We start from the raw sequence: 24,114 nt of genomic DNA, 5'->3' as shown, positions 1-24,114 counted from the left end.
CTCAGGTACTTTTCTTAATACTAAACTTGAACTCATTTTTTCTTCCTTTTTTTCTATATTTTTTTTATTCTCTTCATTTGAAACTTTTGTCTCTTCTATTGCTTTTGCTCCTGTGTCGCATGCCATCTTTTTAACTCCTTGTTTAAAAGTTAATGAAAGTATAGCTAAAGGAAAATAATTATCGTTTAATAAAAGTTATTATAATTAAATTGTAAGTTTTTAATAAGTTTATATTATAAATTTAATATAAGATATAGTTATATAATAAAGCAAGAACTAGCTTTCATAAGGAAGACCTATTATAAATTCCGCTCCTTTATATGTTTTATTTTTATATTCAAAATTCACATTATGTACTTCTATTGTTCCTTTTATCTGCTTTGTAATAATTTGATAAGTCATATACAAACCAAGCCCTGTACCTATAGATTCATGTTTTGTCGTAAAATACGGGTCAAAAATTTGATTCATTATATTTTTGCTTATTCCTCCCGCATTGTCTTTAAAATGCAGATAAAGAGTATCTTCTTTTATCTCTACAGATATAAAAAAGTATTTATCTTTCTCTTTTACATACTCAACCAAAGCATCTTTTGCATTGTTATAGATATTAATCAATGCTTGAGTTAAAATATTTTCATTATTCTCTATAAAAATATCTTCATCAGAAGTTTCATCAACCAATGTAATAAAATTGTGCATAAAAGAGTCTTTTGTCAAATTAGCAATTTTTTCAAGAGTATTTTTTATATTAAATCTCTCAATCTTTGTCATATCCCCTTTAAAGAAACTTCTAAAATCTTCTATTGTATTTGAAAGATATTGCGTATAATTGTTTATATCTTCCAATACATTTAAAACTCTGTTTTTAGGAACTTTTTCTTCAGGATCCATTTCCAATAAAAATTTTAATCCGGTCGCTGAAGTAGAGATTATCGATAAAGGCTGTCGCCATTGATGGGCAATATTCTCCAACATCTCACCGATTGCTGCCGTACGTGATTGTTGAAGAATCAGTTTATCCTGTTTTTTTTGTTTGGTAATATCGCTAAATAATCCTATATAATTTCCTACATTGCCGTTTTCGTCATAAATTGCATTTACCGTTAACAACTCTTGATAGATTTTCCCGTTTTTCTTCTTATTATGAATTTCACCGCTCCAATAGCCGTTTATTCTAACCTCTCTCCATAAATCCTTGTAAAAATTATCATCATGGACTCCGGATTTTAAAATTGATGGATTTAAACCGATTACCTCTTGAAGTTTATATCCTGTTATTTTCTCAAAAGAGTTATTGACATTTAAAATATTACCTTTTTCATCCGTTACTAAAATACCGTCATGGGTATTTTCAAATACGTTATGAGCTTGTAGAAGATTACTCTCTAGCTCTTTTCTTTTTGTTATATCCTGTATTGTTCCAAAAAAAGTCGTAATATTTCCGTCTCTGTCAAAAGAGAGTTCGCCTAACATATGAACCCATTTTATGCCTTTTGTTTTTTCATCTACTACTCTATACTCCGTATCAAATTTTTCTTTTGCCCTGTAAACTTTATTTAGATATTTTTTTACTCTTTTTCTATCACCTTCGTAAACTGAATAAAGCCAATATTTAAAGTTCTTTTCTCTTTTTTCATCAAAACCGAAAATTTCATCTATAATGTATGAGTTTGTAAAAATATTCTCTTTTAAATTGTAGTTATAATGCCCTATTCTGGCAATTTTTTGAGCCTCTTTTAACTCCTCTTCTACTTGTTTTAATTCAGTAATATCTTGAATAACTCCCGATACTCTTATCACTTTTTTGTTTTCAATAATAGGATTTCCTATTACCCAGAGTTTTCTTATTTCAAAACCTCTGTAGATTCTATATTCAAAAGAGAAAGGAATTTTTTTCTTTAATGCTCTATTTATTATTCTTTTATATCTTTTTCTATCCTCTTTTACTACAAAATTTCTAAGAGTGTCAAAAGCGATTGAACTGCTTTGATCTAAACCGAAAATTTCATAAGCTATTTTTGAAAACTTTAACAAATCTTTTGATAAATTCCACTCCCATGTACCAAGTTTGGCTATTTTCACTGCATTATCAAGAGTCTCTTTTATTGTTTTTAATTCCAGATTATTTTGTTTGATAATATTTTTATCGGTAATATCGCTGCTTAAAGTTGAATAACCTATAAGATTTTTATTATCGTCAAGAATAGGAGCAATGGTTGATTTTACCCAGTATGTTGTTCCGTCTTTTTTAAGATTTTTTATTTCACCTTCCCACGTTTTACCGTTTTTTGTAAGTTCTTCCAAATCTTTTAGGCTATTAATGTTTTCATCGGGATATAATGTTTTCCAATGGGGATTGCCTAACAGCTCCTTTTTTGAATATCCCGAGATTTTACAAAAAGCACTTGATACGTTTACTATATTTCCTTTAGTATCAACTGTTGAAGTGATTATAAACTTATCTATTAGTTTTATATACCTTTCACTATCTTTATTCTCTTTTTGAACTTCAAGTCTTTGTTTATGCTCTTTATTATATTTTTTTGTCAGATTTTTATTTAAACGTTCAAGCCCGTCATATTCTCCTAATTTTTTAAGAGTATCCATAAATACCGTCATATCATTATGAGCACCTATCATTCTTATTGCTTTGCCGTTTTTATCTCGAATTGCCATTCCTCTACATCTAATCCAAGCTGTAGAACCGTCAGCATGTCTGTATCTCATTATTTGATCATAAGGGTGAGTTTCATCTTCAATATGTTTATGGAAATTTTCAAGTGCTAAGTCTAAATCTTCTTTTCTCACTAATTTTTGCCATTCAGAAGAGAGATGTTTTTTTGTTTTAGGATCGTACCCAAGTACTCTCCAAAATTTTTCACTCATCCATTGGTTTTCAGGTTTTTCTAAATCCCAATACCAAATTCCGTCAAGAGAACCTGATTGTATAAATTCAAAAATAGATAAATTGTCTTTTAAGTTCTCGTCTAACTCTTTTTTTAAATAGTGTTCTTCCGGCATAGTTAAGTCCAAATTATTTTATTATAAAAGTTTCCATTATATCACAAAATTTAATATTTGAAAATTATTTTACCGACTTTAATAATTATTATTTTTCTTTTCCCCTAACTTTTAAAAATTTAAAAACTTTATATTTTATACATCAAATAGAACCATTGAATACACTTTATATGATATTATTTTACATAGTTTATGTAATTTTATTACATACTTAAGACTATTTTTGTATTATAAAACAAAATTTAAAAGGAGTAAATATGAAAAAGATATCAATACTTTTGTTCTTTTTACTGATTACAAATGTTTTTGGTGAAGATGCTTTAAGCAAATATCAAAAGAGTAAAACTATTACAATCGGTTTTGCAAATGAGATACCTTACGGGTATAAAGATGCAAATGGAGAGTTAAAAGGAGAAGCTCCGACTGTTGCTTTAGCAATTTTAAAAAAACTTGGAATTACAAATGTTAAAGCAGTAGTTACCGAATTTGGTTCACTTATCCCGGGACTTAAAGCAGGAAGATTTGATATGATTTCAGCAGGAATGTATATAACACCCAAAAGATGCAGACAAGTTCTTTTTTCAAATCCTACTTATGCAATAGGAGAAAGCTTCTTAGTAAAAAAAGGTAATCCAAAAAATCTTCACAGTTTTGAAGATGTGGCAAAAAATGATTCAATCAAACTTGGAGTAATGGCAGGAGCAATAGAGAGTACTTATGCAAAAGAAACGGGAATAAAAAGATCTCAAACAATAAATTTTCCGGATTATCCAAGCGGTTTGGCAGCACTTAAAACAGGAAGAATCGACGCTTTAGCAGGGACACACTTAACAATGCTTGAGCTTGCAAAAAAAGAAGCTTCGGTTCAGCAGGCACTTCCTTTTAAAGACCCGATAATTGACGGTAAAGAGGTAAAAGGTTACGGAGCATTTGGATTTAGAAGAAATGAACCTTCTATGAAAAAAGCCTTTGATAAAGAGCTGGCAAAATATTTAGGTACTAAAGAGCATATAGAAGCTGTTTCGGTTTACGGTTTTGGAAAAGCTACTTTAACAAACGGCAAAACTTCTCAAGAGCTTTGCGGTAAATAATGACTATTTTAGACTTTCTTCCCAATCTCCTAAACGGAGCTTGGGTAACACTTCAAATAACTGTTTTATCTGCGATATTATCTTTAATACTTTCATTTATTGCAGGTTTAGGACGTATCTCAAATGTTTTTTTAATAAGATCTATTGCAATAGCATATATAGAGTTTTTTAGAGGGACATCAATTCTTATACAACTTTACTGGATCTATTTTGTAATGCCTTTTTTCGGTATTACACTAGATGCCTACACAGCAGCGGTAATCGGTCTTGGATTAAATTTGGGAAGTTACGGTGCAGAAGTTGTAAGAGGAGCTATAAATTCCGTTGATAAAGGACAATATGAAGCAGCCCTTGCTCTTAATTTTACAAAATTTGATATGTATAAAAGAGTAATTATCCCTCAGGCTTTCGTATCTATGCTGCCTCCTTTTGGAAACTATTTAATAGAACTTTTAAAAGCGACTTCTTTAGTCTCTTTAATCACTATTGCCGAATTGACTTACGAAGGTAAACTTTTAATCGATCAAACAATGCAAACGGCAGAAATCTTTACTCTTTTACTAATAATCTATTTTTTAATAGCACAATTTTTCTCTTACTGTATAAAAAGTTTTGAGAGAAAATTAAGAGCAAAATTGGATAGAAAGGTCGCAAATGGATGAGTTATATTGGGACTGGGATTATACAAAAGAGATTTTACCTGATTTGCTCGATGCTTTACATATTACTATAAATGCAACATTGATAGGTTCACTAATTGCTTTGATTTTAGGTCTTGTTTTTGCTTTGCTTAGAAGAAGTAAATATAAGATTATATCAAAGTCCACAGGCTTTATTATAGAGTTTGTAAGATCAACTCCTTTATTGGTACAAATATATTTTTTATATTATGTTTTTCCCGATTACGGAGTTGATATGTCACCTTTTATGACAGGAGTTATTGCAATTGCACTTCACTATGCAGCTTATATGTCTGAAGTTTACAGAACGGGAATTGAAGGTATAGACAATGGACAATGGGAAGCAAGTATTGCTTTAAATTTATCCCCTTATAGAACATATAAAGATGTAATAATACCCCAAGCTATTCCTCCCGTAATTCCTGCGTTGGGAAACTATATTGTTGCAATGTTTAAAGAAACACCACAGTTATCGGCAATTACGGTTTTAGAAATGATGCAGATGGCAAAAATCTTAGGAAGTGAAAACTTTAGATATTTAGAACCTTTTACGATAGTAGGTTTACTGTTTTTACTTATTAGTTTAGTTGCCGCATTTTGTATTAAAAAAGTAGAAAAAGCTCTTCCTAAAAACGGAATAGCTTTAAAATAGGGAAAAAGATGGATAATAATTTAATAGAGTTTAGAAATATAACAAAAAAGTTTAATGATGTCACTATTTTTGAAAATTTTAACTTTAGCGTAAAAGAGAATGAAATAGTTACCATAATAGGCGCAAGCGGAAGCGGGAAAAGTACTCTTCTTAGAATATTAATGACTTTGGAAACTATAGATGAAGGAGAAGTTTATATAAACAATACACCTATGTGGCATGAAGAAAAAGATGGCAAAAAAAGAAAAGCCTCTCCTAAATATCTAAGAGAAGTTAGAAAAAATTTTGGAATGGTTTTTCAGCACTTTAATCTTTTTCCCCATATGAGCGTACTTAGAAATGTTACGGAAGCTCCTGTTTATTCATTAGGATTATCAAAACAAGAGGCTAAAAAAAGAGCTAAAGATCTGCTGTGCTTAGTAGGATTGGAAGATAAAATGGATGAATATCCTGCAAATTTATCCGGAGGACAAAAACAAAGAGTTGCAATTGCAAGAGCTCTTGCAATGAGACCGAAAGTTCTTTTATTAGATGAAATAACCTCTGCACTTGATCCTGAACTTGTAGGAGAAGTTTTAGATATTATTAGAAATCTGGCACAAAAACATAAACAAACAATGCTTTTAGTAACTCATGAAATGGCATTTGCAAGAGAAATAAGTGATAGAATATGTTTTTTTGACAAAGGAAAATTCGTAGAAGAAGGAACTCCTGAAGAAATTTTTGAAAATCCCAAAGAAGAGAGAACAAAAGAGTTCTTACATAGATATCTTTCGGATAATAATTAATTATCCGAGATTTTTTGTATTTACATGTAATTATTTAAAAACCAAAGATAATAATCTTTTACTTTTATCTCAGCTTCTTTAGAAAATTTATTAGATACTTTTTTATAAGACAATTAAGATTTTGGGGACTAAAAAACCCAAGATATAAAATTTAATTTTAATCTATTAGTTTTGTATATTTTCTAACAAATCTTTTATATTACTTGTTAATTTATTTGCTAAAGTAAACCATTTATCCATAGTTTGAAATCTATTGTATGTTTTTAACCACCAAGCTTTTTTTGGATATAAATTTATTTCTTTTTTACTTTCTTCAAATGATTTAATTGATTCTTCTTTCTTTTTATCAAAAGATGGTATAGATTTATTTTCATCTTCAAGTTTTTCAATTCTTTCTTGAAGTTCACTAATTTTTTTTATTAAATTCTCTTTTTCTTCATTTGTAAATTTTTCATTCTCATTTGTAAACTTTTTATTAAGAACTTCTTCAAAGTCATCAATATTTGAAGAATTTTCCATTTCATCAAATAAATTTTCACATTTTAAATCTTCATCTAAATTATAAAGCCAAGAACTAATTTTCCCTATTCCTTCATCAAGATTATCAATTTTCAATACCTCTATATTTTTATCATTACCAGGACTCATCTTAACTTGTAACACTTTCTCTTTACTATAACTTGGTTGAGTAAAGGATAGTCCAAACAATGGCGTTGGTTCTTTTTTTATAGTATAATCATCAAAAATAGAAAACAAATATTTATTTGAAGCTCTAAAAATGATTTTTACTAAAATTTCATCTTCATCTGGAAAATCAAATTTAAAATCGTTAATCGAAAATAATTGTGATTGATTTATTTGATGTTTTATATCTTGTATTTTTGTATTTCTTATTTGAGGCATTTAATATTCTCCTATATTAATTATATTATACATTACTTAATAATAAAAAATATTGATTTTTACATCTCTTAATATGAAGTCTATATACTTGAATTTAGCTTGATTTTATTCATATAAGACATTTTCATAAACTCTTCCATTTGATTATTGCTTATGTATTCATAACCAAATACATCTTTCCATAAAGATTGATCTTCCATACAAAGATAAAAATATACATCTTTATGCCAAGGTTTGAAAGTATCATATGCTGATTTAAACATCTCCCTTTTTATATCTAAAGGGTATGATTGTTTGCCGTTTGCATCTACCATAGGCATTTGCAAAATTTTTGATTTGAAGTTTCTGCTTCTTATTTTATTTATAACAGGTTTTATAAAAGTAAGTGTTCCAAAAGAGACTAAAGCTACTTTTTTAGGATCAAAACTATTAATCAAAGTTTTGTAAACTTCCTCATATTCGCTTAAATAATTTTCATATTGAACTATTGGATGAAAATGAAAACCTACTAATACACCTTTGTTGCTAACTTTTTTTGCAGCTTCAATTCTTTGATTCAGTGATGCAGCCAAATGCTCCTCATTTTCAATTATTGTTTGAGTATTTAAAGACCAAGTGCAGATTATATTTTTAGGAACTTCATTTTCCAAAATATATTTTATATTGTTTGATTTTGTTTTAAATTCAAGTATCACATTTGGATTTTTTCTTGCAAATTCAAAAAGAGCATCCAAAACTCCCTCTTTGTTTCCCCACATAAGAGAGTCTGAACTTTGACCTGTTCCTATATGATAAATCTCATTGGGGTCTAATTTTAAGTTTTCCAAATTTTTTTTAAAATTCGCATCAAAACCTATTTTATCTTGATTATAAAAAGATTGAATAGAACAGTATGAACAATCAAAACCGCAAGACTGAACGGCATCCAGTGTTAAAAGATTACAACATCTCGTATTAGGACTTGCAACAGGGCAAGAACCAAGAGCTGTTTTTTCTCCTTCAAATTTGGTAAAAGAGAATTTTCTTACATCATCTTTATATAAATCTTTTGTAAATTTAGTATAAGAGTTTGGTCTGTTTTTCAGTTCATTCCATTTTGTTCTTATATCATTAAAAGCATTTTTCCTGTTTGGATACTCTTCTTTAAAGTGTTTACTTATATCCTCTTCATGCCACATTTTAAAATCTATTGCAAAATCTATAAGCTGTTTTAATTCTTGGAAAGAGAATTCATAAAGAAAAGCTTTTTTTGTAATAAACTCTTGATTCTCTTTTGAAAGATTTTTAAAATTTGTTTTGGTTAAAGATTGTTCAAATTTCTCTTTATAACTCATAAATATTTTTTCCATTCCTCTTTGCACTTTTCAATTATCTCTATAACAAAAGCTTTTTTAGGTATTTTTATATCTAAATAATCGGACACTACTTTAAAACAATAGATATCTTTACAATATTTTTTTGAAAATTCGCAAAAATATTTTGCTTCCATATCTACTAAAAGAGTTTCCAAACTCTCATCACTATCAAGAGGTTTATCAAGAGTTGTAACAGGAGCGAAATTAATTTTAGGAAGTAATCTATTCGTACAAAAGAGAGTACCTACTTTTATAGAAGAATCACTGCACCCTGCAATCCCTATATTAACAGCTTTAGAAATCTTATAATTTTTATAAACAAACTCTAAAGATTTTATACAATTATCTTTGCCGACACCAGATACTATTAGCAAATATTTATCGTTTTCATCTTTAAAAAGTTTGTTTGATTGGGGTAAATTTTGAGTAGAGTTATCCTGTTTTAATTTTAAAAAATTAATTACAGGCTGTGCTTCTGAAAGTAATGCAGTATAAATTAAAGTTTTAGCCATGAAAGTAAAACTAAGGACAAAGCCTTAGTTAGATTACTTTTTAAGTTCTTTAATTCTTGCAGCTTTTCCGGTAAGACCTCTTAGGTAATGTAATTTAGCTCTTCTTACTTTACCTCTTCTTACAACTTCAAAAGTTTTGATTGATTCAGAATATAATGGGAAAATTCTCTCAACACCGATTGAGTTAGCTCCGATTTTTCTTACAGTAAATGTTGCATCTACACCGTTTCCGCTTCTAGCAATTACGATACCTTCGTAAGCTTGAACTCTTTTTTTCTCACCTTCTTTAATTTCAACACCAAGTCTTACAGTATCTCCTGCTCTAAATTGAGGGATCTCTTTAGACTCCATTTGTGCTGCTTCAAAACTTGCAATATATCTATTTTTCATCTCTTTTCCTTATTAGGTCTATAATATTTTGTTTTACAAATTGACATCTGGAATTTTAAGTCGGAAATTTTACTATGATTTCCCTTTAAGAATTCTTTAACGACACTTAAATTTTGGAAAATTTCAGGTTTGGCAAAAGAAGGAGCTTCCAAAAGATTGTTTTCATAGCTCTCAACCTCCAAAGAATCGGCATTTCCAAGCACACCTTTAATATTTCTTGAAATTGCATCTGCCATCACCAAAGAGGGTAATTCTCCGCCTGTTAATATAAATTCTCCTATTGAAAACAATTCATTTGCATATTTTTCTATCACTCTTTCATCTATTCCTTCATATCTTCCGCTTACAAAAACAATATTTTTTTTCTTTGCCAATCTTTTCGCATCATTTTGCTTAAAAGGTTTAGCAGCAGCCAATGGAAAAATTATATATGCTTCCGGATTCTCTTCTTTTATTTTATCCAAACAATCAAAAAGAGGCTGGCAGTTCATAAGCATACCTGCTCCTCCTCCGACCATAGGAGAATCTACTTTAAGATGTTTGTTTTTAGTAAAATCTCTCGGATTATAAAACTCATAACTTATAAAATCCGCTTCAACGGCTCTTTTTAAAATTGAATCATAAAAATAGGGTTCAATTAGTTTAGGAAATAGTGTTACAAATGTAAATTTCAACTTTTTTTCACACTTTTTGTTTAAGTGTGTTACTCCTTTATCTTTTTTGAAAGTTTACCATAATAGTTTTTATCTAAAATTAAGCTTTATTAACTTATATTTTCTTTTTTTAAAGGGCAAAGTTGAAACATATAAAAGGTTTTAAGAAAAACTATTTTTCATTAGCAGCAATTACTATATATTCTGCTGCAAAAAAATTATGTGATAATGAAGCACGCTCTAAAAAAATCAAACAATTTAATCAAAACTATCTAAATGAAGAAGATGATGAAGCACCTCCGTTAGAAGAGTTTCTTCTAAGTAGTTGTACATTTGAGGTGTGTTCTAAACCTTGCCATTGTGATTGTTTTTTTAAATTAAAAACAAAACTAGCAATATCTAATTTCAAATTTATACCTCGTTGTCCTTATTATACGACATATTTTGCTTTTAGAAGAACAGGCGTTCACCCTCCTTTTATTACCCTTTTTTAAATTTATAAAAATAAATCAAAACACTATATTAATATAAAAGGATAATAACTATGTCAACAAAAAGTTATGTTGTTGGATTTCCAAGAATTGGAGAAAAAAGAGAACTTAAAAAAGTATTGGAGAGTTTTTGGGCAAAAAAATGCTCATTTGATGAAGTTGAAAAAGTATCAAGTAACTTAAAACAAAAACATTGGGAATATCAAAAAGATGCAGGAATTGAATATATAAGTTCAAATGATTTTTCACTATATGACAATGTATTAGATACTTCGATTATGTTAAATGCCATTCCCAAAAGATTTCAAAATCTAAAAGCAGAAGAGTTATATTTCTCAATGGCAAGAGGAAATAAAAACAGTGTTGCTATGGAGATGACAAAATGGTTTAATACAAACTATCACTATATAGTTCCTGAATTAAGTTTGGAAGATGAGTATAAATTAAACGCTTCAAAAATAATCAATGAATATAATGAAGCAAAAAATCTTGGAATAAAAACTAAAATCAATCTAATAGGTCCCATAACATTTTTAGCTCTTTCAAAAAGAGTTGACAGAGGTGACACTTTTGAACTTTTAGGTAAAATTCTTCCTGTATATAAAGAACTTTTTAAAGAGATTTCTAAACTTGATGAAGTAATAACAGTTCAAATCGATGAACCGATTTTTGCAAAAGATAATGAAGCAAAAGTATTAAGTCTTATAAAACCGACGTATGATGAACTTTCAATGGTTACAAATAATATCAAACTTATTGTAACAACATATTTTGAACACTCAAATGAAGCAACAAAAATCTTAACACAAACTCCTGTTTGGGGATTAGGACTTGATTTTGTTTACGGAAAGGATAATCTTCAAGTTTTAGAAGAGATTCAAAATAGCGGTAAAAAACTTGTTGCGGGAGTTGTTGACGGAAGAAATATTTGGAAAAACGATATTGATACAACATTAAAACTTTTAGAAGAGATTTCAAATGTTGTTTCAAAAGAGAATATTCTAATTTCATCATCTTGCTCACTGCTTCATACACCTTTTACACTTAAATATGAAGTTAAAATGGATGAAAATATCAAAAGCTGGCTTAGTTTCTCTGTAGAAAAACTTGATGAGATTAATCTACTTGCAAAAGTATTTTTTGACGGAATTGAAAACTTAAGCAATGAAGAGGCAAAAGCACTTGAAGAAAACAGAAAAAACAACAAAAATAGAAAAACTTCAGATTTAATTCATGACAAAGAGGTTCAAGAAAGAGTTGATAACTTTACCAAACTAAACAGAGACGGAAAATTTGAAGAGAGAATAAAAATCCAAAGAGAGCTTTTAGGTTATAAAGATTTAGCAACAACAACTATCGGTTCTTTTCCTCAAACTCCTGAGATTAGAAAATCAAGAAGAGATTTCAAAAAAGGTGAGATTTCATATGAAACTTATGAAAAAGATATGAAAACCTATATTGATGATTGTATTGCTTTTCAAGAAGAATGCGGTCTTGAAGTCTTAGTTCACGGAGAACCTGAGAGAAACGATATGGTTGAATATTTTGGAGAACAACTAAAAGGTTACGGATTTTCTCAAAACGGATGGGTACAATCATATGGAAGCAGATGCGTAAAACCTCCTTTTATTTTTGGAGATATAAGCAGACCAAAACCTATGACGGTAGATTGGATTACTTATGCTCAAAGTAAAACAAAAAAAATCATGAAAGGTATGTTAACAGGTCCTGTTACAATCTTAAACTGGTCATTTGTAAGAGATGATAAACCAAGAAGCGAAGTATCAAAACAAATAGCAGTTGCTCTAAGCGATGAGATTAATGATTTACAAAATGCCGGAATAAAAATTATTCAAGTTGATGAAGCAGCATTTAAAGAAGGTTATCCTCTAAGAGAAAAAAAGATAAAAACCTATGAGGATTGGGCTGTAAGAGATTTCAAAATATGTGTTAGCAGTGCAAAAAAAGAGACTCAAATCCATACACATATGTGTTATAGCGAGTTTAACGATATTATTAAAACTATTGAAGCTATGGATGCAGATGTTATCTCAATAGAGACAGCCAGAAGCGGAAATGAACTTCTTAAAATATTTAAAGAAGTAGGATATAAACAAGAAGTAGGACCCGGAGTTTATGATATTCACAGCCCAAGAGTTCCAAGTGTGCAAGAGATGGTAGAGCAGATAAAACTTCTGCTTGAAGTACTACCAAAAGAGCAATTATGGATAAATCCGGATTGCGGACTAAAAACAAGAAAATGGGAAGAGGTAAAACCAAGTTTAAAAAATATGGTAGAAGCTGTAAACATTATAAGAAACAGCTAAATATAAAAGAGAGTTTTAAACTCTCTTTTTTAATTTTTAGTAAACTTCTTTTAACATAATACTTACAAATATTTTTTTATAATCTTTAGTTAAATAAATTTAATATAGATAAAGTTTTAAAATATTATAATTAAACTATATCTAAGAATTGTTAAGTATAAGGAGTTTCCATGATTATAAATTCAAATACACATACATTTATACAAAACTCAAATAATAAAATAAATTCTCTTTCAAAAGAATCCAATAAAACTGAGGAAAATAAAATTTCAGATGAAGAACCGGTTATTCAAGCAAGAAATGAGTATGAGAGTGAATCAGATAAAAGAAGAGCTTTACATACAGCCTATTATTCAAAGGTAAATGAAGAGAATAAAAAATTTGCAAATCCTTATGCTCATATTTCTGACAAATATTATCTACCTTCTTCTCCTTATTATATAGAAGGATTAACAAGACAAGAAAGAAGAATTGCTTCCGGAACGGAAATACAATATTTAAACCTAGGTGCATCAAATATAAATTATGGCGATCCAATTTTTAGAGGCATGGGACCTCTTTACGGTGATGTAGAAGTAGCAAAAGAAAAAGCCTATAATAGACAAGCAGTAAATGAACAGTTTCAACAATTATTAGATTCCAACAATATTACAATACCTCAAAATACAAAACTTAGATTCACAATAGATCCAAATGATTATAAGGTAAGTGTAAGCGGAACAGAAGATCTTGAGATGAAAAAAGTTTTAGAAGAATTATTAGATAAAGAGAATGCAAAAGGATTATTTTATCACATTATATCAAGTCGTTCAGATGATTCAATGCAATATAGTCATGAAAAATTTAGTAGATTTAATCTAATTCGTGAGATGCAAGATATAACAGGATATAATCTTAGAGATTTAGATATTGTTGACGGAAAGTTTGTCACAAATGATGGAACTGATATTTTTGAAATATATTCAAAAAATGTGAGAGACAGTGACTCAATACCTGAATTCTCAAAAAAGTATATGATATCTTCATATGGAAAAGATTTATATGAGTTAGCCCAAAACGGTTTCAATTCTGTGCCTGATTTAATTTTATCAATTGATTATGAAAACAACTCTTTTTATGATGTAGGGCAAAGTGAAAACTTCGGAACAGGACAGACTCAATGGATTGAACAGTTAAAAGCTTCTAAAGCAGATGAATTTATTTATGTTTAAATAATAAACTTAAATTTCTAGCCTTTAATCAATTTTTTGATAAAATCCCATAAAATTTTTAAAGAAGCGTAAAATGATTACAGTAGATAATATAAAAGAAGCACAAAAAAATCTTGAAAGTGTAGTTGAAGCTACACCTATGACAAAAGCCCCTATTTTAAGTGAAAATTTTAATAGTGAAATATACTTAAAAAAAGAAAATTTACAATTAACAGGAAGCTTTAAATTAAGAGGTGCATTTAATAGAATCGCTAATCTTTCTAAAGAGAAAAGAGATAGAGGAGTAGTTGCGGCAAGTGCAGGAAATCATGCACAAGGTGTTGCATTTTCAGCACAACATTTTGGTTGTGAAGCAACAATTTTTATGCCTGAAGCAACACCTCTTACAAAAGTTAGCGGTGTAAAATCGTATGGTGCAAATGTTGTTTTAACAGGAGAAAATTTTGATGAAGCCTATGAAGCTTCAATGAAATTTTGTAAAGAGCATAACAAAGAGTTTATTCATCCATTTGCCGATGATGACGTTATTGCTGGACAAGGAACTATTGCTTTAGAAATTTTAAAAGAAGTTCCTGATTTAAAACAGATCATTGTTCCAATAGGCGGTGGCGGATTAATTGCAGGAATTGCAATCGCGGCAAAGAGTATAAATCCCGATATTAAAATAATCGGAGTAGTAGCAAGCGGTGCAAGAGGAATGAAAGAATCATATAAGGCACAAATGCCTATAGATTCAGTCTCTGTTAGAACTATTGCAGACGGTATTGCAGTACGTGACGTAAATCCAAAACTGCTTAATATAATATTAGAATATGTTGACCATATCGTAGAAGTAAGCGATAATGAAATAGCAAATGCCGTTTTATTTTTGCTAGAAAAACATAAATTAGTAGTTGAAGGAGCAGGAGCTGCTGCAACTGCTGCAATTATGCATGAAAAAGTAGATGTTGAAGATTCAAAAGTATGTTCAATAATCAGCGGCGGAAATATTGACGTAACAATGCTTTCTCAAATTATTGAAAAAGGTTTGGTTAAATCATACAGAAAAATGAATCTGCTTATAACTCTTAGAGACAAACCGGGTTCTTTAACAGAATTATCGGAAATTTTCAGAGATTGCGGAGCAAATATTGTTCAAATAGATTATGACAGAGACTCTATTAAACTTGAATTCGGTGAAGCTCATATAACAATCGCACTTGAAACAAAAGGTGAAGATCACCAAAGAGAGATTAAAGAAAAATTAAAACAAAATGGTTACAGATATAAACAAATCTAAATTTTATTTTTCATATTTAGAAAAAATTTAGAAAATAAAATATATAATATCTGATATTTTAGTCAAAGAAAGAAATCGCAAAAGGAAAACAATGGAAGAAAGAGTATTTACATTCTTAGGTGCTATCGGTGGTCACGGGCAAGAATGGCTTATCTTATCACACTTTGTTTTAGTTATCGGGATAATATTCCTATTAGCTAGAGCTGCAACAAGAAAGATGCAACTGGTTCCAACCGGTTCACAAAATCTATTAGAAACATTTATCGGTGGAGTTATCAGTATGGGAGCTGATACAATGGGAGAAGAGAATGCTAGAAGATATTTACCTCTAATCGGTTCATTAGCATTAGTTATTTTCTTTAGTAATATGATTGGTATTATTCCTGGTTTTGAATCACCTACTGCAAATATCAACTTTACGTTAAGTTTAGCTCTTATTGTATTTGTATATTATAACTACTTAGGTATCAAAAAAAATGGTTTTATCAACTATTTTAAACATTTTATGGGACCAATGCCTGTATTAGCACCTTTAATGTTCCCTATCGAAATTATTTCACACTTATCAAGAATAATTTCATTATCATTCAGACTTTTTGGTTCAATCAAAGGGGATGATATGTTTACACTTGTACTTTTAATGTTAGTACCTTGGTTATTACCTATGGCAGGTTTCTTTATGCTTACTGCATTTGGATTCTTACAAGCATTTATTTTCAGTATTTTAACATATGTTTATATTGCCGGTTCAATTATGATGGAAGAAGAAGATCACTAGAAAACTTCTTACTTACTAATAAAAAAGGGAAAAAGAGTTCTATCTTTTTCCCTTTTTTTATGTCAAAACAATATTAAATTAATTTTGAAATTAAGTATAGTTTTAATTAAATCTATTATAAAATCATTAGAAATAAAGGTCTTTTGAAACGATGAATCATGATTTTATTAATTATTTAATAACCGATCCAAAATACTACTCTGACAATCCCGAACTTTTTAGAAAAAATTTAACTAAAGTCTTAAAACAAAAACAAGTTAATATGGCGTGTTTTAGAGATAAAGAATCAAACAATTATGAAGAGTTGGCAAAGATTTTTGTTAATGTTTGCAAAGAGAATAATATAAATAAAATTTTATTAAACAGCAACTATAATCTAAGTTATAAACTTAAAGCCCACGGTGTACATCTGACCTCATCACAATTTGATAAAATAAAAGAGGCTAAAAAGTTGGACCTTTATACAGTTATATCCTGCCACACTTTTAAGGACTTGGATATGGCTATGCAATTTCATGCAAACGCAGTTACATACTCACCTATATTTAGAACTCCTAATAAAGGAGAACCAAAAGGAATAAGCAATCTAAAAGAGATTGTAAACCTCTATGAAGATCTTAATATTATTGCTTTGGGAGGGATAATATCAAAAGAGCAGATTGAAGAGATAAAAAAGAGCAAAGCTTACGGTTTTGCCTCTATTAGATATTTTATATAATCTCTTTTAAAACAGCTTTTTCATCTTTTAAATAGATTATATAAGTATATACGTTCTTACACTCTTCAATCTCTTCTATAGCCTTTTTATACTGTTTTACTTGAATTTGATGTTCATCTAATTCATCTTTTGTGGTTTTATAATCAAAAATATAGTAGCTGTTCTCTTTGATTGCCAATAAATCTATAATCTTTAATTCTCCGTTATACAATAAAGATTGCTCTTTATTAAAAGTTGCATTTTTTACTATATCTTGAAACTTACCGTTTTCTAAAAGTTTTGTAACTCTTTTTTTAATACTTTCAAAATCACTGTTTTTAAGAAAACTTGAAAATCTGTTTTTTGTAAGATTTATTGCATTATTTAGTGATTTTTCATTAAATTCATTCATCATTTCCAAACAGTAGTGTGTTGCTATTCCAAAATATCTTGAATATAAAGAGTACTCTTTATCATCATCCTCTTTTGATACAGGTTTTTCCTGAACTCCCAAATTTAGAGGTTTATAAATAACCTTTTCACTCTTTTCATAATTTATGGTTTTATTTTCGCTTTTTACGACTTCACCTATTTGCTGGACATTCAAATCAAGCAGATTAAAAACAGAATTTTTATGCTCTTTTTTAAAAACTACCATATTTTTCTTGGCTCTGGTTAAAGCAACATATAAGATATTTAACTCGTCTTCATATGCCAGAGCTCTCTCTTTTTCTAAAGCTTTTTTATACTCTTCATTATAGTTTTCAAGTCCCGAGATTTTATAATATATATTTTTTAGTTCTACATTATCATACTCAAAAAGCAAAGAGCCTCTGTCTGCATTTTTCTGTTTTATCCTATCAATTAAAAGTACGGTATGAAACTCCAAACCTTTTGATTTGAAAATTGTCAAAATTTGAAGTCCTCTCTGCTCCGAGTTTTCGATTGAAGCCTCTAATTTATCAATTTCATAAACAAACTCTACTATATTTTTATATTTGTTACTAAGCTCTATTAATTTTATTACATTCTCATCTGTTATATTAAGTACATTTGCTATTTTATACAGAAGTTCTTGGGTCGTTCCTCTTTTTATATCAATTAAAATTTCAAGAGAACTAGAAGGCTCTTTTCCCAATATAGCATTTACGTTCTCTTTATATAAATCCTCTTTAAAATATAAAAATTTCACCATATTTATTAAAGCTTTTACATTCTCTTGATTTATAAGTTTTGAAGTCATTTCCGTAGATATTTTAAGGGAAGGAAACATTTTTTTTAGATATGAATAGATACTTAAAACATCATCGTTTGTATATGTTAAGATTGCTATATCATTGCTGTTTACACCCTTTTGCATTAAAGAAGATACTTTTTTTGCAATATTTACGTACTTCTCTTCTTCTAATAAAGCGCTATCTTCCAACACTTCTATAAACCCGCTTTTATGTACGGACATTTGGTCATAATATTCATAAGAAGAGAGTTTATTAAAAGAGTTATTTACAAAATTCACTATATTTTCGCAAGATCTGTAATTTGTATTTAAAATCTCAACCTCAACTTGCGGATTTGATTTTAGTACATAATCAAAAAGTTCTCTTTTACCGCCTCTAAATCTATATATAGACTGTTTTGTATCTCCTACGTAAAAGAAACTTTTAAACCCACCTGCCGATAAAATCTCTTCAATTAAAGGTTGTAAAATTTTATACTGTAACAAAGAGGTATCTTGAAACTCATCAATTAAAATATGAGAAAATTTTGAGTCTAATCTAAAATATAAAAACTCTTTGTCTATTTTTTTTGAAAGAAGTTCATAGGTCAAATTTGAAATATCGCTAAAATGCAAATAGTTTTTTGAAATATTATATTTCAATTTATACTCTTTAAAAAGCTTAAAGAGTTCAAAAAGTCTGCTTATACTATATCCTGCTCTTATTTTATAATAAATTTTTAATTCACTTTTTACTTTTGTAAAAAAGCTTTCTAAAAGTTCATTCGAGCATTTTTTAAAAGTTCTAAACTCTGCTGCACTATCTTTGCTAAGCCAAGTTTTCCCTTTAGCTAATAGTTCTTCAAAAGAGTTAAAATCAACTGCATTTTTAGCAGCGTCCGAAGCTTGCGGAGAGTTTAAAATAAACTCTTTTATTTTATAAGCTTCATCTAATATAGTCTGCTTTTGAAGCGTTATTAAACTAGCATCAATATTTACAGTCTCTATATCTTCATTTTTTTCCAGCAAATTTTGAAAAATATCAAATAAAGAACTGTATTTTTTCTTTTCATAAATTTGAAAATCTACTAACTTATCAAAAGCTTCCAAACTAAGCGATTCTAAAAATTTAATACTTAAAGCCTCTGAATCATCCTCTTTTATTTCAAAATCATCGCTTATTCCTATATATCCGCAAAACTCTCTTAATATCATATTTATAAATTTATCAATGGTAAATATTGATAGAGTTGCATTTGTATACATATCAACAAGAATTTCTTTTTTTTCTAATATCTTCTCTTTTGTAAGATTCGACTGTTTTGCTATTTCATTTAAGTAAGCCTCATCTTCTCCCAAATTTAAAAGCGTATTATAGATTCTCTCACTCATCTCATTTGCTGCTTTATTTGTAAAAGTAAGAGTAAGTATCTCTTTAGGTCTAGCCCCAAGTAATAACAGTGTAATATATCGAACAGTCAGTGCAAAAGTTTTTCCGCTTCCTGCACTTGCTTTTAATGCTAAAAATCGTTTCATAATGAAATAATACATAATTAAAATTAATTTTCACAACTTTTTTACTTAAAATTAACTTTAAATTAAATACTTAGTGTTATAATAAATCTATTTTTAAATTATAAGCCGGTGTTAATGAAAACAAAAAATAAAATATTTTTTTTAGTTATAACTGTTATAGGTTTTATGTTCCTTCTTATTACTGCCGATATGATTTATAACTTTAGAGATTACGGTTTAAAATCAATCGACGACAAAGCCCATGCAATAGCAAAAACGGTAGAACACTCTTTAACTTCCCAAATGGTATCAGGAGTAATAGATGACAGAGCACTCTTTTTAAGCCAACTGAAAAATATTCCCAATATTGATAATATCTGGCTGAGCCGAGGACAAAAAGTAATAGAGTTATACGGAGAGGGTTTACTTTCAGAACATGTAAAAGACTCTATAGACGAAGAAGTTTTAAAAACGGGGAAAAGTAAAAGAGTAATTAATGAAAATATATTTTCCCAAAGCACTTTTAGAATTACTATCCCTTACAAAGCAACAAGCAGAGGTAAAATCAACTGTATCTCTTGTCATAGCAATGCAAAAGAGGGAGATACTTTAGGTGCAATTACTATACAAATGTCTGTTGACGACTCCAAACAAGCGGGAATAAAAACAGTAGCAAACACTATTGCCATTGCACTTGTTTTAACGATTCTAATAATATTTATCTTGAATATTATTATTTCACCCTTTCTAATTCTTTTTGAATCAATTAAAAAAGTTATGAATAAAGCCCAAAAAGGAGATTATTCATATCGTATTACGGATATGAAAACTAAAGAATCGGAAGATGTAGCCGTATGGATAAACAATTTTTTAGAAAAATTAGAAAAAACCCTTATTTCAATAGACAATAAAATCTCTACATTTTTATCAAAAAATTATACTAAAAAACAAAGGGATCCTTTAGTAAATGTAAAAAATACCGTAGAAAGACTTATTGATGTTTATAATTTTAGAAAAGCTATAGAGTATGATAAAACCCTAGGACAGATTTATAGTAGATTGGCTCAAATAATAAAAGAGAAAACCCCCATAGAAGATTTTAATCTTTTTGAAGCAAATACCATAAACGGGAAAATTACTTTGGTACACAAAGAAAAAAGTATTTTTTGTAATATTTTAAAAGAGGGATGTAGAGCAGATAGAACAAACAGTATAATTGACTCCACGCAGTTTAGAAATATCTGCCCTGCGTATAACTCTTGCAATAAAAAACACAACTACTACTGTATCCCCTACTCTATATCAAATGAACTTGATCTAATTGTTTCAATACATACAAAAGATGAAGAAGTAAGTGTAGAAAACTTTATTGCTTATATAAAAGATTATATTGATGTTGCCAAAACAGTTATAGTAAGTAAAAAGTTGCTTTTAATGTTGGAGAAAAACGCCCAAACAGATGCACTTACAGGATTATTCAATAGAAAATATTTGGAAGATACAATTCCTAAAATAACCGCACAAACAAGCAGATTGGAAGTTCAATACGGAATACTAATGCTAGATATAGATTTTTTTAAGGTTATAAATGACACTTACGGTCATGATGTAGGAGACAATGCCCTAAAAATTGTTGCACAAACCTTAAAAGAGAATATAAGAGAATCGGATATTGCAATTAGATACGGAGGAGAAGAGTTTATGATTCTGCTTTATAATTGCGATGAAACTTATATAAAAGATATTGCAGAGAAAATACGTATTAATTTTTCAAATACTCCTATTCAAACAGGAGAAATAAGAGCAATAAAAAAAACACTCAGCATTGGAATATCTATGTATCCAAAAGATTCCCATAGTATAAATGAGGCTATTAAATTTGCCGACTTAGCCCTTTATAAAGCCAAAAACAGCGGAAGGAACAATGTCTTTAGATTTAATAAATCTATACTAAATATCCAAAATAAATCTAAGTAAAGTTTAGATATAATCGCACTTCTAAAATAGAAATAGGATTTCTCTATGCAAAACAAGCAACATAAAGTACAAACACTATTAGATGCAATACCACATATTAAAAAATTTTATGGAAAAACTATTGTTATAAAATACGGAGGATCGGCACAAACGAGTCCAGAACTTAAAGAAAAATTTGCAGAAGATATAGTTCTTCTCTCACTTGTAGGTATTAAACCTGTAATTGTTCATGGAGGAGGAGCTAGAATCTCGGAAGTTTTACAAAAACTGGAGATACATTCCGAATTTATCGACGGTCACAGGGTAACCTCGGAAGCTACAATGAGAGTCGTTGAAATGGTTCTATCGGGAGAAATAAATAAAAATATAACTTCACTTTTAAATTACCATGGAACAAAAGCAATAGGTATATCAGGGAAAGATTCGGCAATTATAAAAGCAAAACCCAAAGAAGACGGGAAATTCGGATATACGGGAGTAATTACCGAAATAAACGGTGATTTAATTAATAATTTAATAAAAGAGGGTTTTGTTCCCGTAATTGCCCCAATTGCTGATAGTGCTAAACCAAATCATCCAGGATATAATATAAATGCCGATGTTGCAGCATCAAAAATAGCACAAGCAGTAGGAGCGCAAAAAGTTCTGTTTTTAACGGATACAATCGGAGTATTAGACAAAAAAGGGAATTTACTCAATTCACTTGACAAAGACGATATTCAAAGATATAAAAGAGACGGAACAATAGAAGGTGGAATGATTCCTAAAGTTGATTCTTGTATTGATGCAATTTATAACGGTGTAAACAAAGCACATATAATAGACGGAAGAGTTGAACACTCAATTTTATTAGAACTATTCACAAGTGACGGAGTAGGAACTCAATTTTTAAGAAAAGATAACCCAAATAACGGGATTGATATGGAAAAACTTTTAAAAGACTAAGGAAAAGCATGAACTTTATAGAGACAAGAGGAAATGACGAAAACAGAGCCGCAGAGGTTACATTCAGCGAAGCAATATTAAATCCAAGTGCCTCTTTTGGAGGTCTTTACGTACCAAAAGAGCTGCCGAAACTTGAAGAAAATTTTATTTTAGATCATCTAAATGCCACATATAAACAATTGGCTTACGATATTTTAAAAGCATTTGAAATAGATATTAAAGACGAAGAGATAAACAAAGCATTAAATCTTTATGATAACTTTGATAATCCGACAAATCCTTGCCCTGTGGTAAAAGTAAAAGATGACCTGTTTGTACATGAACAGTATCACGGACCTACAAGAGCTTTCAAAGATATGGCTTTGCAACCTTTCGGTTCTATACTAAGTTCTATTGCAAAAAAAAGAGATGAAAAATATTTAATTCTTGCTGCAACATCGGGAGATACAGGACCTGCTGCTCTTAATACTTTTAAAAACAAAGAGAATATACAAGTTGTCTGTTTATATCCTGACGGAGGAACTTCTGACGTTCAAAGACTTCAAATGGTATGTGAAGACGGTAAAAATCTTAAAGTTATAGGAATTAAAGGAAATTTTGATGATGCCCAAACAGCTCTTAAAAAACTTCTAGCTTCACAAAACTTTAAAAAAGAGCTTGAAAAAGACAATATTAAATTAAGTGCCGCAAACTCCGTAAACTTCGGTAGAATAATTTTTCAAATAATCTACCACTTCTGGTCATACATACAACTTCTTAAACAAGAAGAGATAAAGTATGGTGAAAAAATCTATTTAACTGTCCCAAGCGGAAACTTCGGAAATGTGCTAGGTGGATTTTATGCTATGAATATGGGAGTACCTGTAGAAAAACTTCTTGTTGCTTCAAATGAAAACAATATATTAACAGAGTGGATAAACACAGGAGTTTACGATATAAGAGAAAAAGAGTTAAAACTTACAAAGTCTCCTGCAATGGATATCTTAAAATCATCAAATATAGAAAGAGTTATATACTCTTTATACGGAGCTTCTAGAACAAAAGAGTTGATGGAAGATCTAAATACAAAAAGAGTATTTAGTATGACTCAAGAAGAGACAAAAAAACTCCAAAAATATTTTTCTGCAATTAATTCAGATGATAGTTACGGCGCAAAAACAATAAAAAGATTTTTAGATGCAGGATATTTAATGGATCCTCACACCGCAACTTGTATAAAAGCTTATGAAAATCTAAAAGAGAAAGATTTAAAAGTAGTCCTGTACTCTACAGCCGAATGGACAAAATTTTCTCCGACAGTTCTTCAAGCACTAAGAGAAGATAATAAAAAATACTCTGATAAAGAAGCATTAGAAATTATATCAAAAGAGTATAATGCAAAATTACCTGATTCTATACAAAAACTGTTCACTTCTAAAGAGATACATAAAACAGTAATTCAAAAAGAGAAAATTGAGGAAGAAATCATCAAATTTATTAGAGATTAATAAATCTCTAATAAGCTAAACTTATAATTCTTTGTGTAACAAATCTACATCCTTACTCATAAAACCGCACCTTTTAAGTTAAATCATAATAGTTTAAGAAAATTATCAATATAATTGATGGATTTAAATTAAAAATAAGGAAG

20 protein-coding genes are annotated in these 24,114 nt (G+C 29.2%); 13 read left to right on the top strand and 7 right to left on the bottom strand.

Translation table 11 applies throughout. The annotated features are described in order from the left end of the window. Positions 1-276: 276 nt before the first annotated feature. Entirely contained in the window at positions 277-3,024 is a 2,748-nt protein-coding gene (locus AANAER_RS02370; protein ID WP_129082750.1) for a PAS domain-containing sensor histidine kinase, read from the bottom strand. 257 nt (positions 3,025-3,281) lie between these two features. Between AANAER_RS02370 and ehuB the strand changes: the two genes are divergently transcribed. From ehuB to ehuA, 4 genes are read left to right on the top strand one after another with little or no spacing between them, the layout of a single operon-like run. Continuing rightward, a complete protein-coding gene (ehuB, locus tag AANAER_RS02365; RefSeq protein ID WP_129082749.1) occupies positions 3,282-4,115 on the top strand; it encodes an ectoine/hydroxyectoine ABC transporter substrate-binding protein EhuB in 834 nt (277 codons plus the stop codon). Next, entirely contained in the window at positions 4,115-4,777 is a 663-nt protein-coding gene (ehuC, locus tag AANAER_RS02360) for an ectoine/hydroxyectoine ABC transporter permease subunit EhuC (protein ID WP_129082748.1), read from the top strand. The genes ehuB and ehuC overlap by 1 nt, the downstream gene beginning before the upstream one ends. After that, on the top strand, positions 4,770-5,447 hold the full coding sequence (gene ehuD, locus AANAER_RS02355) for an ectoine/hydroxyectoine ABC transporter permease subunit EhuD (RefSeq protein ID WP_129082747.1): 678 nt from the start codon (positions 4,770-4,772) through the stop codon (positions 5,445-5,447). The genes ehuC and ehuD overlap by 8 nt, the downstream gene beginning before the upstream one ends. Before the next feature lie 8 nt (positions 5,448-5,455). Beyond that, on the top strand, positions 5,456-6,235 hold the full coding sequence (gene ehuA / locus AANAER_RS02350; protein ID WP_129082746.1) for an ectoine/hydroxyectoine ABC transporter ATP-binding protein EhuA: 780 nt from the start codon (positions 5,456-5,458) through the stop codon (positions 6,233-6,235). 165 nt (positions 6,236-6,400) lie between these two features. Here the strand turns inward: ehuA and AANAER_RS02345 are convergent, their stop codons facing one another. From AANAER_RS02345 to trmD, 5 genes are all read right to left on the bottom strand, one after another. After that, positions 6,401-7,138, bottom strand: a complete 738-nt coding sequence (locus AANAER_RS02345) for a hypothetical protein (protein WP_129082745.1) — start codon at positions 7,136-7,138, stop codon at positions 6,401-6,403. An 80-nt stretch (positions 7,139-7,218) separates the two neighbouring features. Next, positions 7,219-8,487, bottom strand: a complete 1,269-nt coding sequence (locus AANAER_RS02340; protein WP_228711176.1) for an SPL family radical SAM protein — start codon at positions 8,485-8,487, stop codon at positions 7,219-7,221. Continuing rightward, complete coding sequence (locus AANAER_RS02335; RefSeq protein WP_129082743.1) at positions 8,469-9,005, bottom strand: nucleoside phosphorylase; 537 nt, start codon at positions 9,003-9,005, stop codon at positions 8,469-8,471. The genes AANAER_RS02340 and AANAER_RS02335 overlap by 19 nt, the downstream gene beginning before the upstream one ends. A 33-nt stretch (positions 9,006-9,038) precedes the next feature. Further along, on the bottom strand, positions 9,039-9,395 hold the full coding sequence (gene rplS, locus AANAER_RS02330; RefSeq protein WP_044416332.1) for a 50S ribosomal protein L19: 357 nt from the start codon (positions 9,393-9,395) through the stop codon (positions 9,039-9,041). Then, the gene (gene trmD, locus AANAER_RS02325; RefSeq protein ID WP_129082742.1) at positions 9,392-10,069 is read right to left on the bottom strand and encodes a tRNA (guanosine(37)-N1)-methyltransferase TrmD; all 678 of its coding nucleotides are present in this window, start codon (positions 10,067-10,069) and stop codon (positions 9,392-9,394) included. Before trmD ends, rplS begins: the two co-directional genes overlap by 4 nt. 122 nt (positions 10,070-10,191) lie before the next feature. On the opposite strand from trmD, the gene AANAER_RS02320 reads away from it, so the two are divergent. The 6 genes from AANAER_RS02320 (at position 10,192) to AANAER_RS02295 (ending at position 16,852) form a co-directional block, all read left to right on the top strand. Beyond that, positions 10,192-10,542, top strand: a complete 351-nt coding sequence (locus AANAER_RS02320; protein WP_044416334.1) for a hypothetical protein — start codon at positions 10,192-10,194, stop codon at positions 10,540-10,542. A 50-nt stretch (positions 10,543-10,592) separates the two neighbouring features. Beyond that, positions 10,593-12,866 (top strand): 5-methyltetrahydropteroyltriglutamate--homocysteine S-methyltransferase, encoded by a 2,274-nt coding sequence (metE, locus tag AANAER_RS02315; RefSeq protein WP_129082741.1) that lies wholly within the window; start codon positions 10,593-10,595, stop codon positions 12,864-12,866. A 170-nt stretch (positions 12,867-13,036) separates the two neighbouring features. Further along, positions 13,037-14,077, top strand: a complete 1,041-nt coding sequence (locus AANAER_RS02310; protein WP_129082740.1) for a DUF4885 family protein — start codon at positions 13,037-13,039, stop codon at positions 14,075-14,077. 73 nt (positions 14,078-14,150) lie between these two features. Beyond that, positions 14,151-15,356, top strand: a complete 1,206-nt coding sequence (ilvA, locus tag AANAER_RS02305; protein ID WP_129082739.1) for a threonine ammonia-lyase — start codon at positions 14,151-14,153, stop codon at positions 15,354-15,356. Between the two features lie 91 nt (positions 15,357-15,447). Further along, positions 15,448-16,134, top strand: coding sequence for a F0F1 ATP synthase subunit A (locus AANAER_RS02300; RefSeq protein WP_044416341.1), 687 nt, complete (start codon positions 15,448-15,450; stop codon positions 16,132-16,134). A 151-nt stretch (positions 16,135-16,285) separates the two neighbouring features. Beyond that, positions 16,286-16,852: a thiamine phosphate synthase gene (locus tag AANAER_RS02295; protein WP_129082738.1), complete on the top strand. Its 567-nt coding sequence runs from the start codon at positions 16,286-16,288 to the stop codon at positions 16,850-16,852. Here AANAER_RS02295 and AANAER_RS02290 read toward each other — a convergent pair. Next, positions 16,845-19,583 carry a RecB-like helicase gene (locus AANAER_RS02290; RefSeq protein ID WP_129082737.1) on the bottom strand — a complete coding sequence of 913 codons (2,739 nt, stop codon included), beginning with the start codon at positions 19,581-19,583 and terminating at the stop codon, positions 16,845-16,847. The two genes, AANAER_RS02295 and AANAER_RS02290, sit on opposite strands and share 8 nt — an antisense overlap. A gap of 114 nt (positions 19,584-19,697) precedes the next feature. Here AANAER_RS02290 and AANAER_RS02285 point away from each other — a divergent pair, with 114 nt between their 5' ends. Genes AANAER_RS02285 through thrC form a run of 3 tightly spaced genes read left to right on the top strand, consistent with a single transcriptional unit; the run spans position 19,698 to position 23,971 of the window. After that, positions 19,698-21,539, top strand: a complete 1,842-nt coding sequence (locus AANAER_RS02285; protein ID WP_044416347.1) for a GGDEF domain-containing protein — start codon at positions 19,698-19,700, stop codon at positions 21,537-21,539. Positions 21,540-21,584: 45 nt separating this feature from the next. Next, positions 21,585-22,484 (top strand): acetylglutamate kinase, encoded by a 900-nt coding sequence (gene argB / locus AANAER_RS02280; RefSeq protein ID WP_129082736.1) that lies wholly within the window; start codon positions 21,585-21,587, stop codon positions 22,482-22,484. A gap of 8 nt (positions 22,485-22,492) precedes the next feature. Continuing rightward, positions 22,493-23,971 carry a threonine synthase gene (gene thrC, locus AANAER_RS02275; protein ID WP_044416350.1) on the top strand — a complete coding sequence of 493 codons (1,479 nt, stop codon included), beginning with the start codon at positions 22,493-22,495 and terminating at the stop codon, positions 23,969-23,971. The last annotated feature ends 143 nt before the right edge of the window (positions 23,972-24,114 follow it).

Origin of the sequence: Halarcobacter anaerophilus, assembly GCF_006459125.1 — a bacterium.
In the GTDB taxonomy this organism is placed as follows: Bacteria; Campylobacterota; Campylobacteria; order Campylobacterales; family Arcobacteraceae; genus Halarcobacter; species Halarcobacter anaerophilus.
The sequence above is the reverse complement of the archived record's forward strand: the minus strand, read 5'-3'. Positions and strand labels throughout refer to the sequence as shown.

Coding starts and splice junctions, on each gene's coding strand:
- AANAER_RS02370 (WP_129082750.1), bottom strand. CDS start 3,024: ATGCCGGAAGAACACTATTTAAAAAAAGAGTTAGACGAGAACTTAAAA.
- ehuB (WP_129082749.1), top strand. CDS start 3,282: ATGAAAAAGATATCAATACTTTTGTTCTTTTTACTGATTACAAATGTT.
- ehuC (WP_129082748.1), top strand. CDS start 4,115: ATGACTATTTTAGACTTTCTTCCCAATCTCCTAAACGGAGCTTGGGTA.
- ehuD (WP_129082747.1), top strand. CDS start 4,770: ATGGATGAGTTATATTGGGACTGGGATTATACAAAAGAGATTTTACCT.
- ehuA (WP_129082746.1), top strand. CDS start 5,456: ATGGATAATAATTTAATAGAGTTTAGAAATATAACAAAAAAGTTTAAT.
- AANAER_RS02345 (WP_129082745.1), bottom strand. CDS start 7,138: ATGCCTCAAATAAGAAATACAAAAATACAAGATATAAAACATCAAATA.
- AANAER_RS02340 (WP_228711176.1), bottom strand. CDS start 8,487: ATGGAAAAAATATTTATGAGTTATAAAGAGAAATTTGAACAATCTTTA.
- AANAER_RS02335 (WP_129082743.1), bottom strand. CDS start 9,005: ATGGCTAAAACTTTAATTTATACTGCATTACTTTCAGAAGCACAGCCT.
- rplS (WP_044416332.1), bottom strand. CDS start 9,395: ATGAAAAATAGATATATTGCAAGTTTTGAAGCAGCACAAATGGAGTCT.
- metE (WP_129082741.1), top strand. CDS start 10,593: ATGTCAACAAAAAGTTATGTTGTTGGATTTCCAAGAATTGGAGAAAAA.
- AANAER_RS02310 (WP_129082740.1), top strand. CDS start 13,037: ATGATTATAAATTCAAATACACATACATTTATACAAAACTCAAATAAT.
- ilvA (WP_129082739.1), top strand. CDS start 14,151: ATGATTACAGTAGATAATATAAAAGAAGCACAAAAAAATCTTGAAAGT.
- AANAER_RS02300 (WP_044416341.1), top strand. CDS start 15,448: ATGGAAGAAAGAGTATTTACATTCTTAGGTGCTATCGGTGGTCACGGG.
- AANAER_RS02295 (WP_129082738.1), top strand. CDS start 16,286: ATGAATCATGATTTTATTAATTATTTAATAACCGATCCAAAATACTAC.
- AANAER_RS02290 (WP_129082737.1), bottom strand. CDS start 19,583: ATGAAACGATTTTTAGCATTAAAAGCAAGTGCAGGAAGCGGAAAAACT.
- AANAER_RS02285 (WP_044416347.1), top strand. CDS start 19,698: ATGAAAACAAAAAATAAAATATTTTTTTTAGTTATAACTGTTATAGGT.
- argB (WP_129082736.1), top strand. CDS start 21,585: ATGCAAAACAAGCAACATAAAGTACAAACACTATTAGATGCAATACCA.
- thrC (WP_044416350.1), top strand. CDS start 22,493: ATGAACTTTATAGAGACAAGAGGAAATGACGAAAACAGAGCCGCAGAG.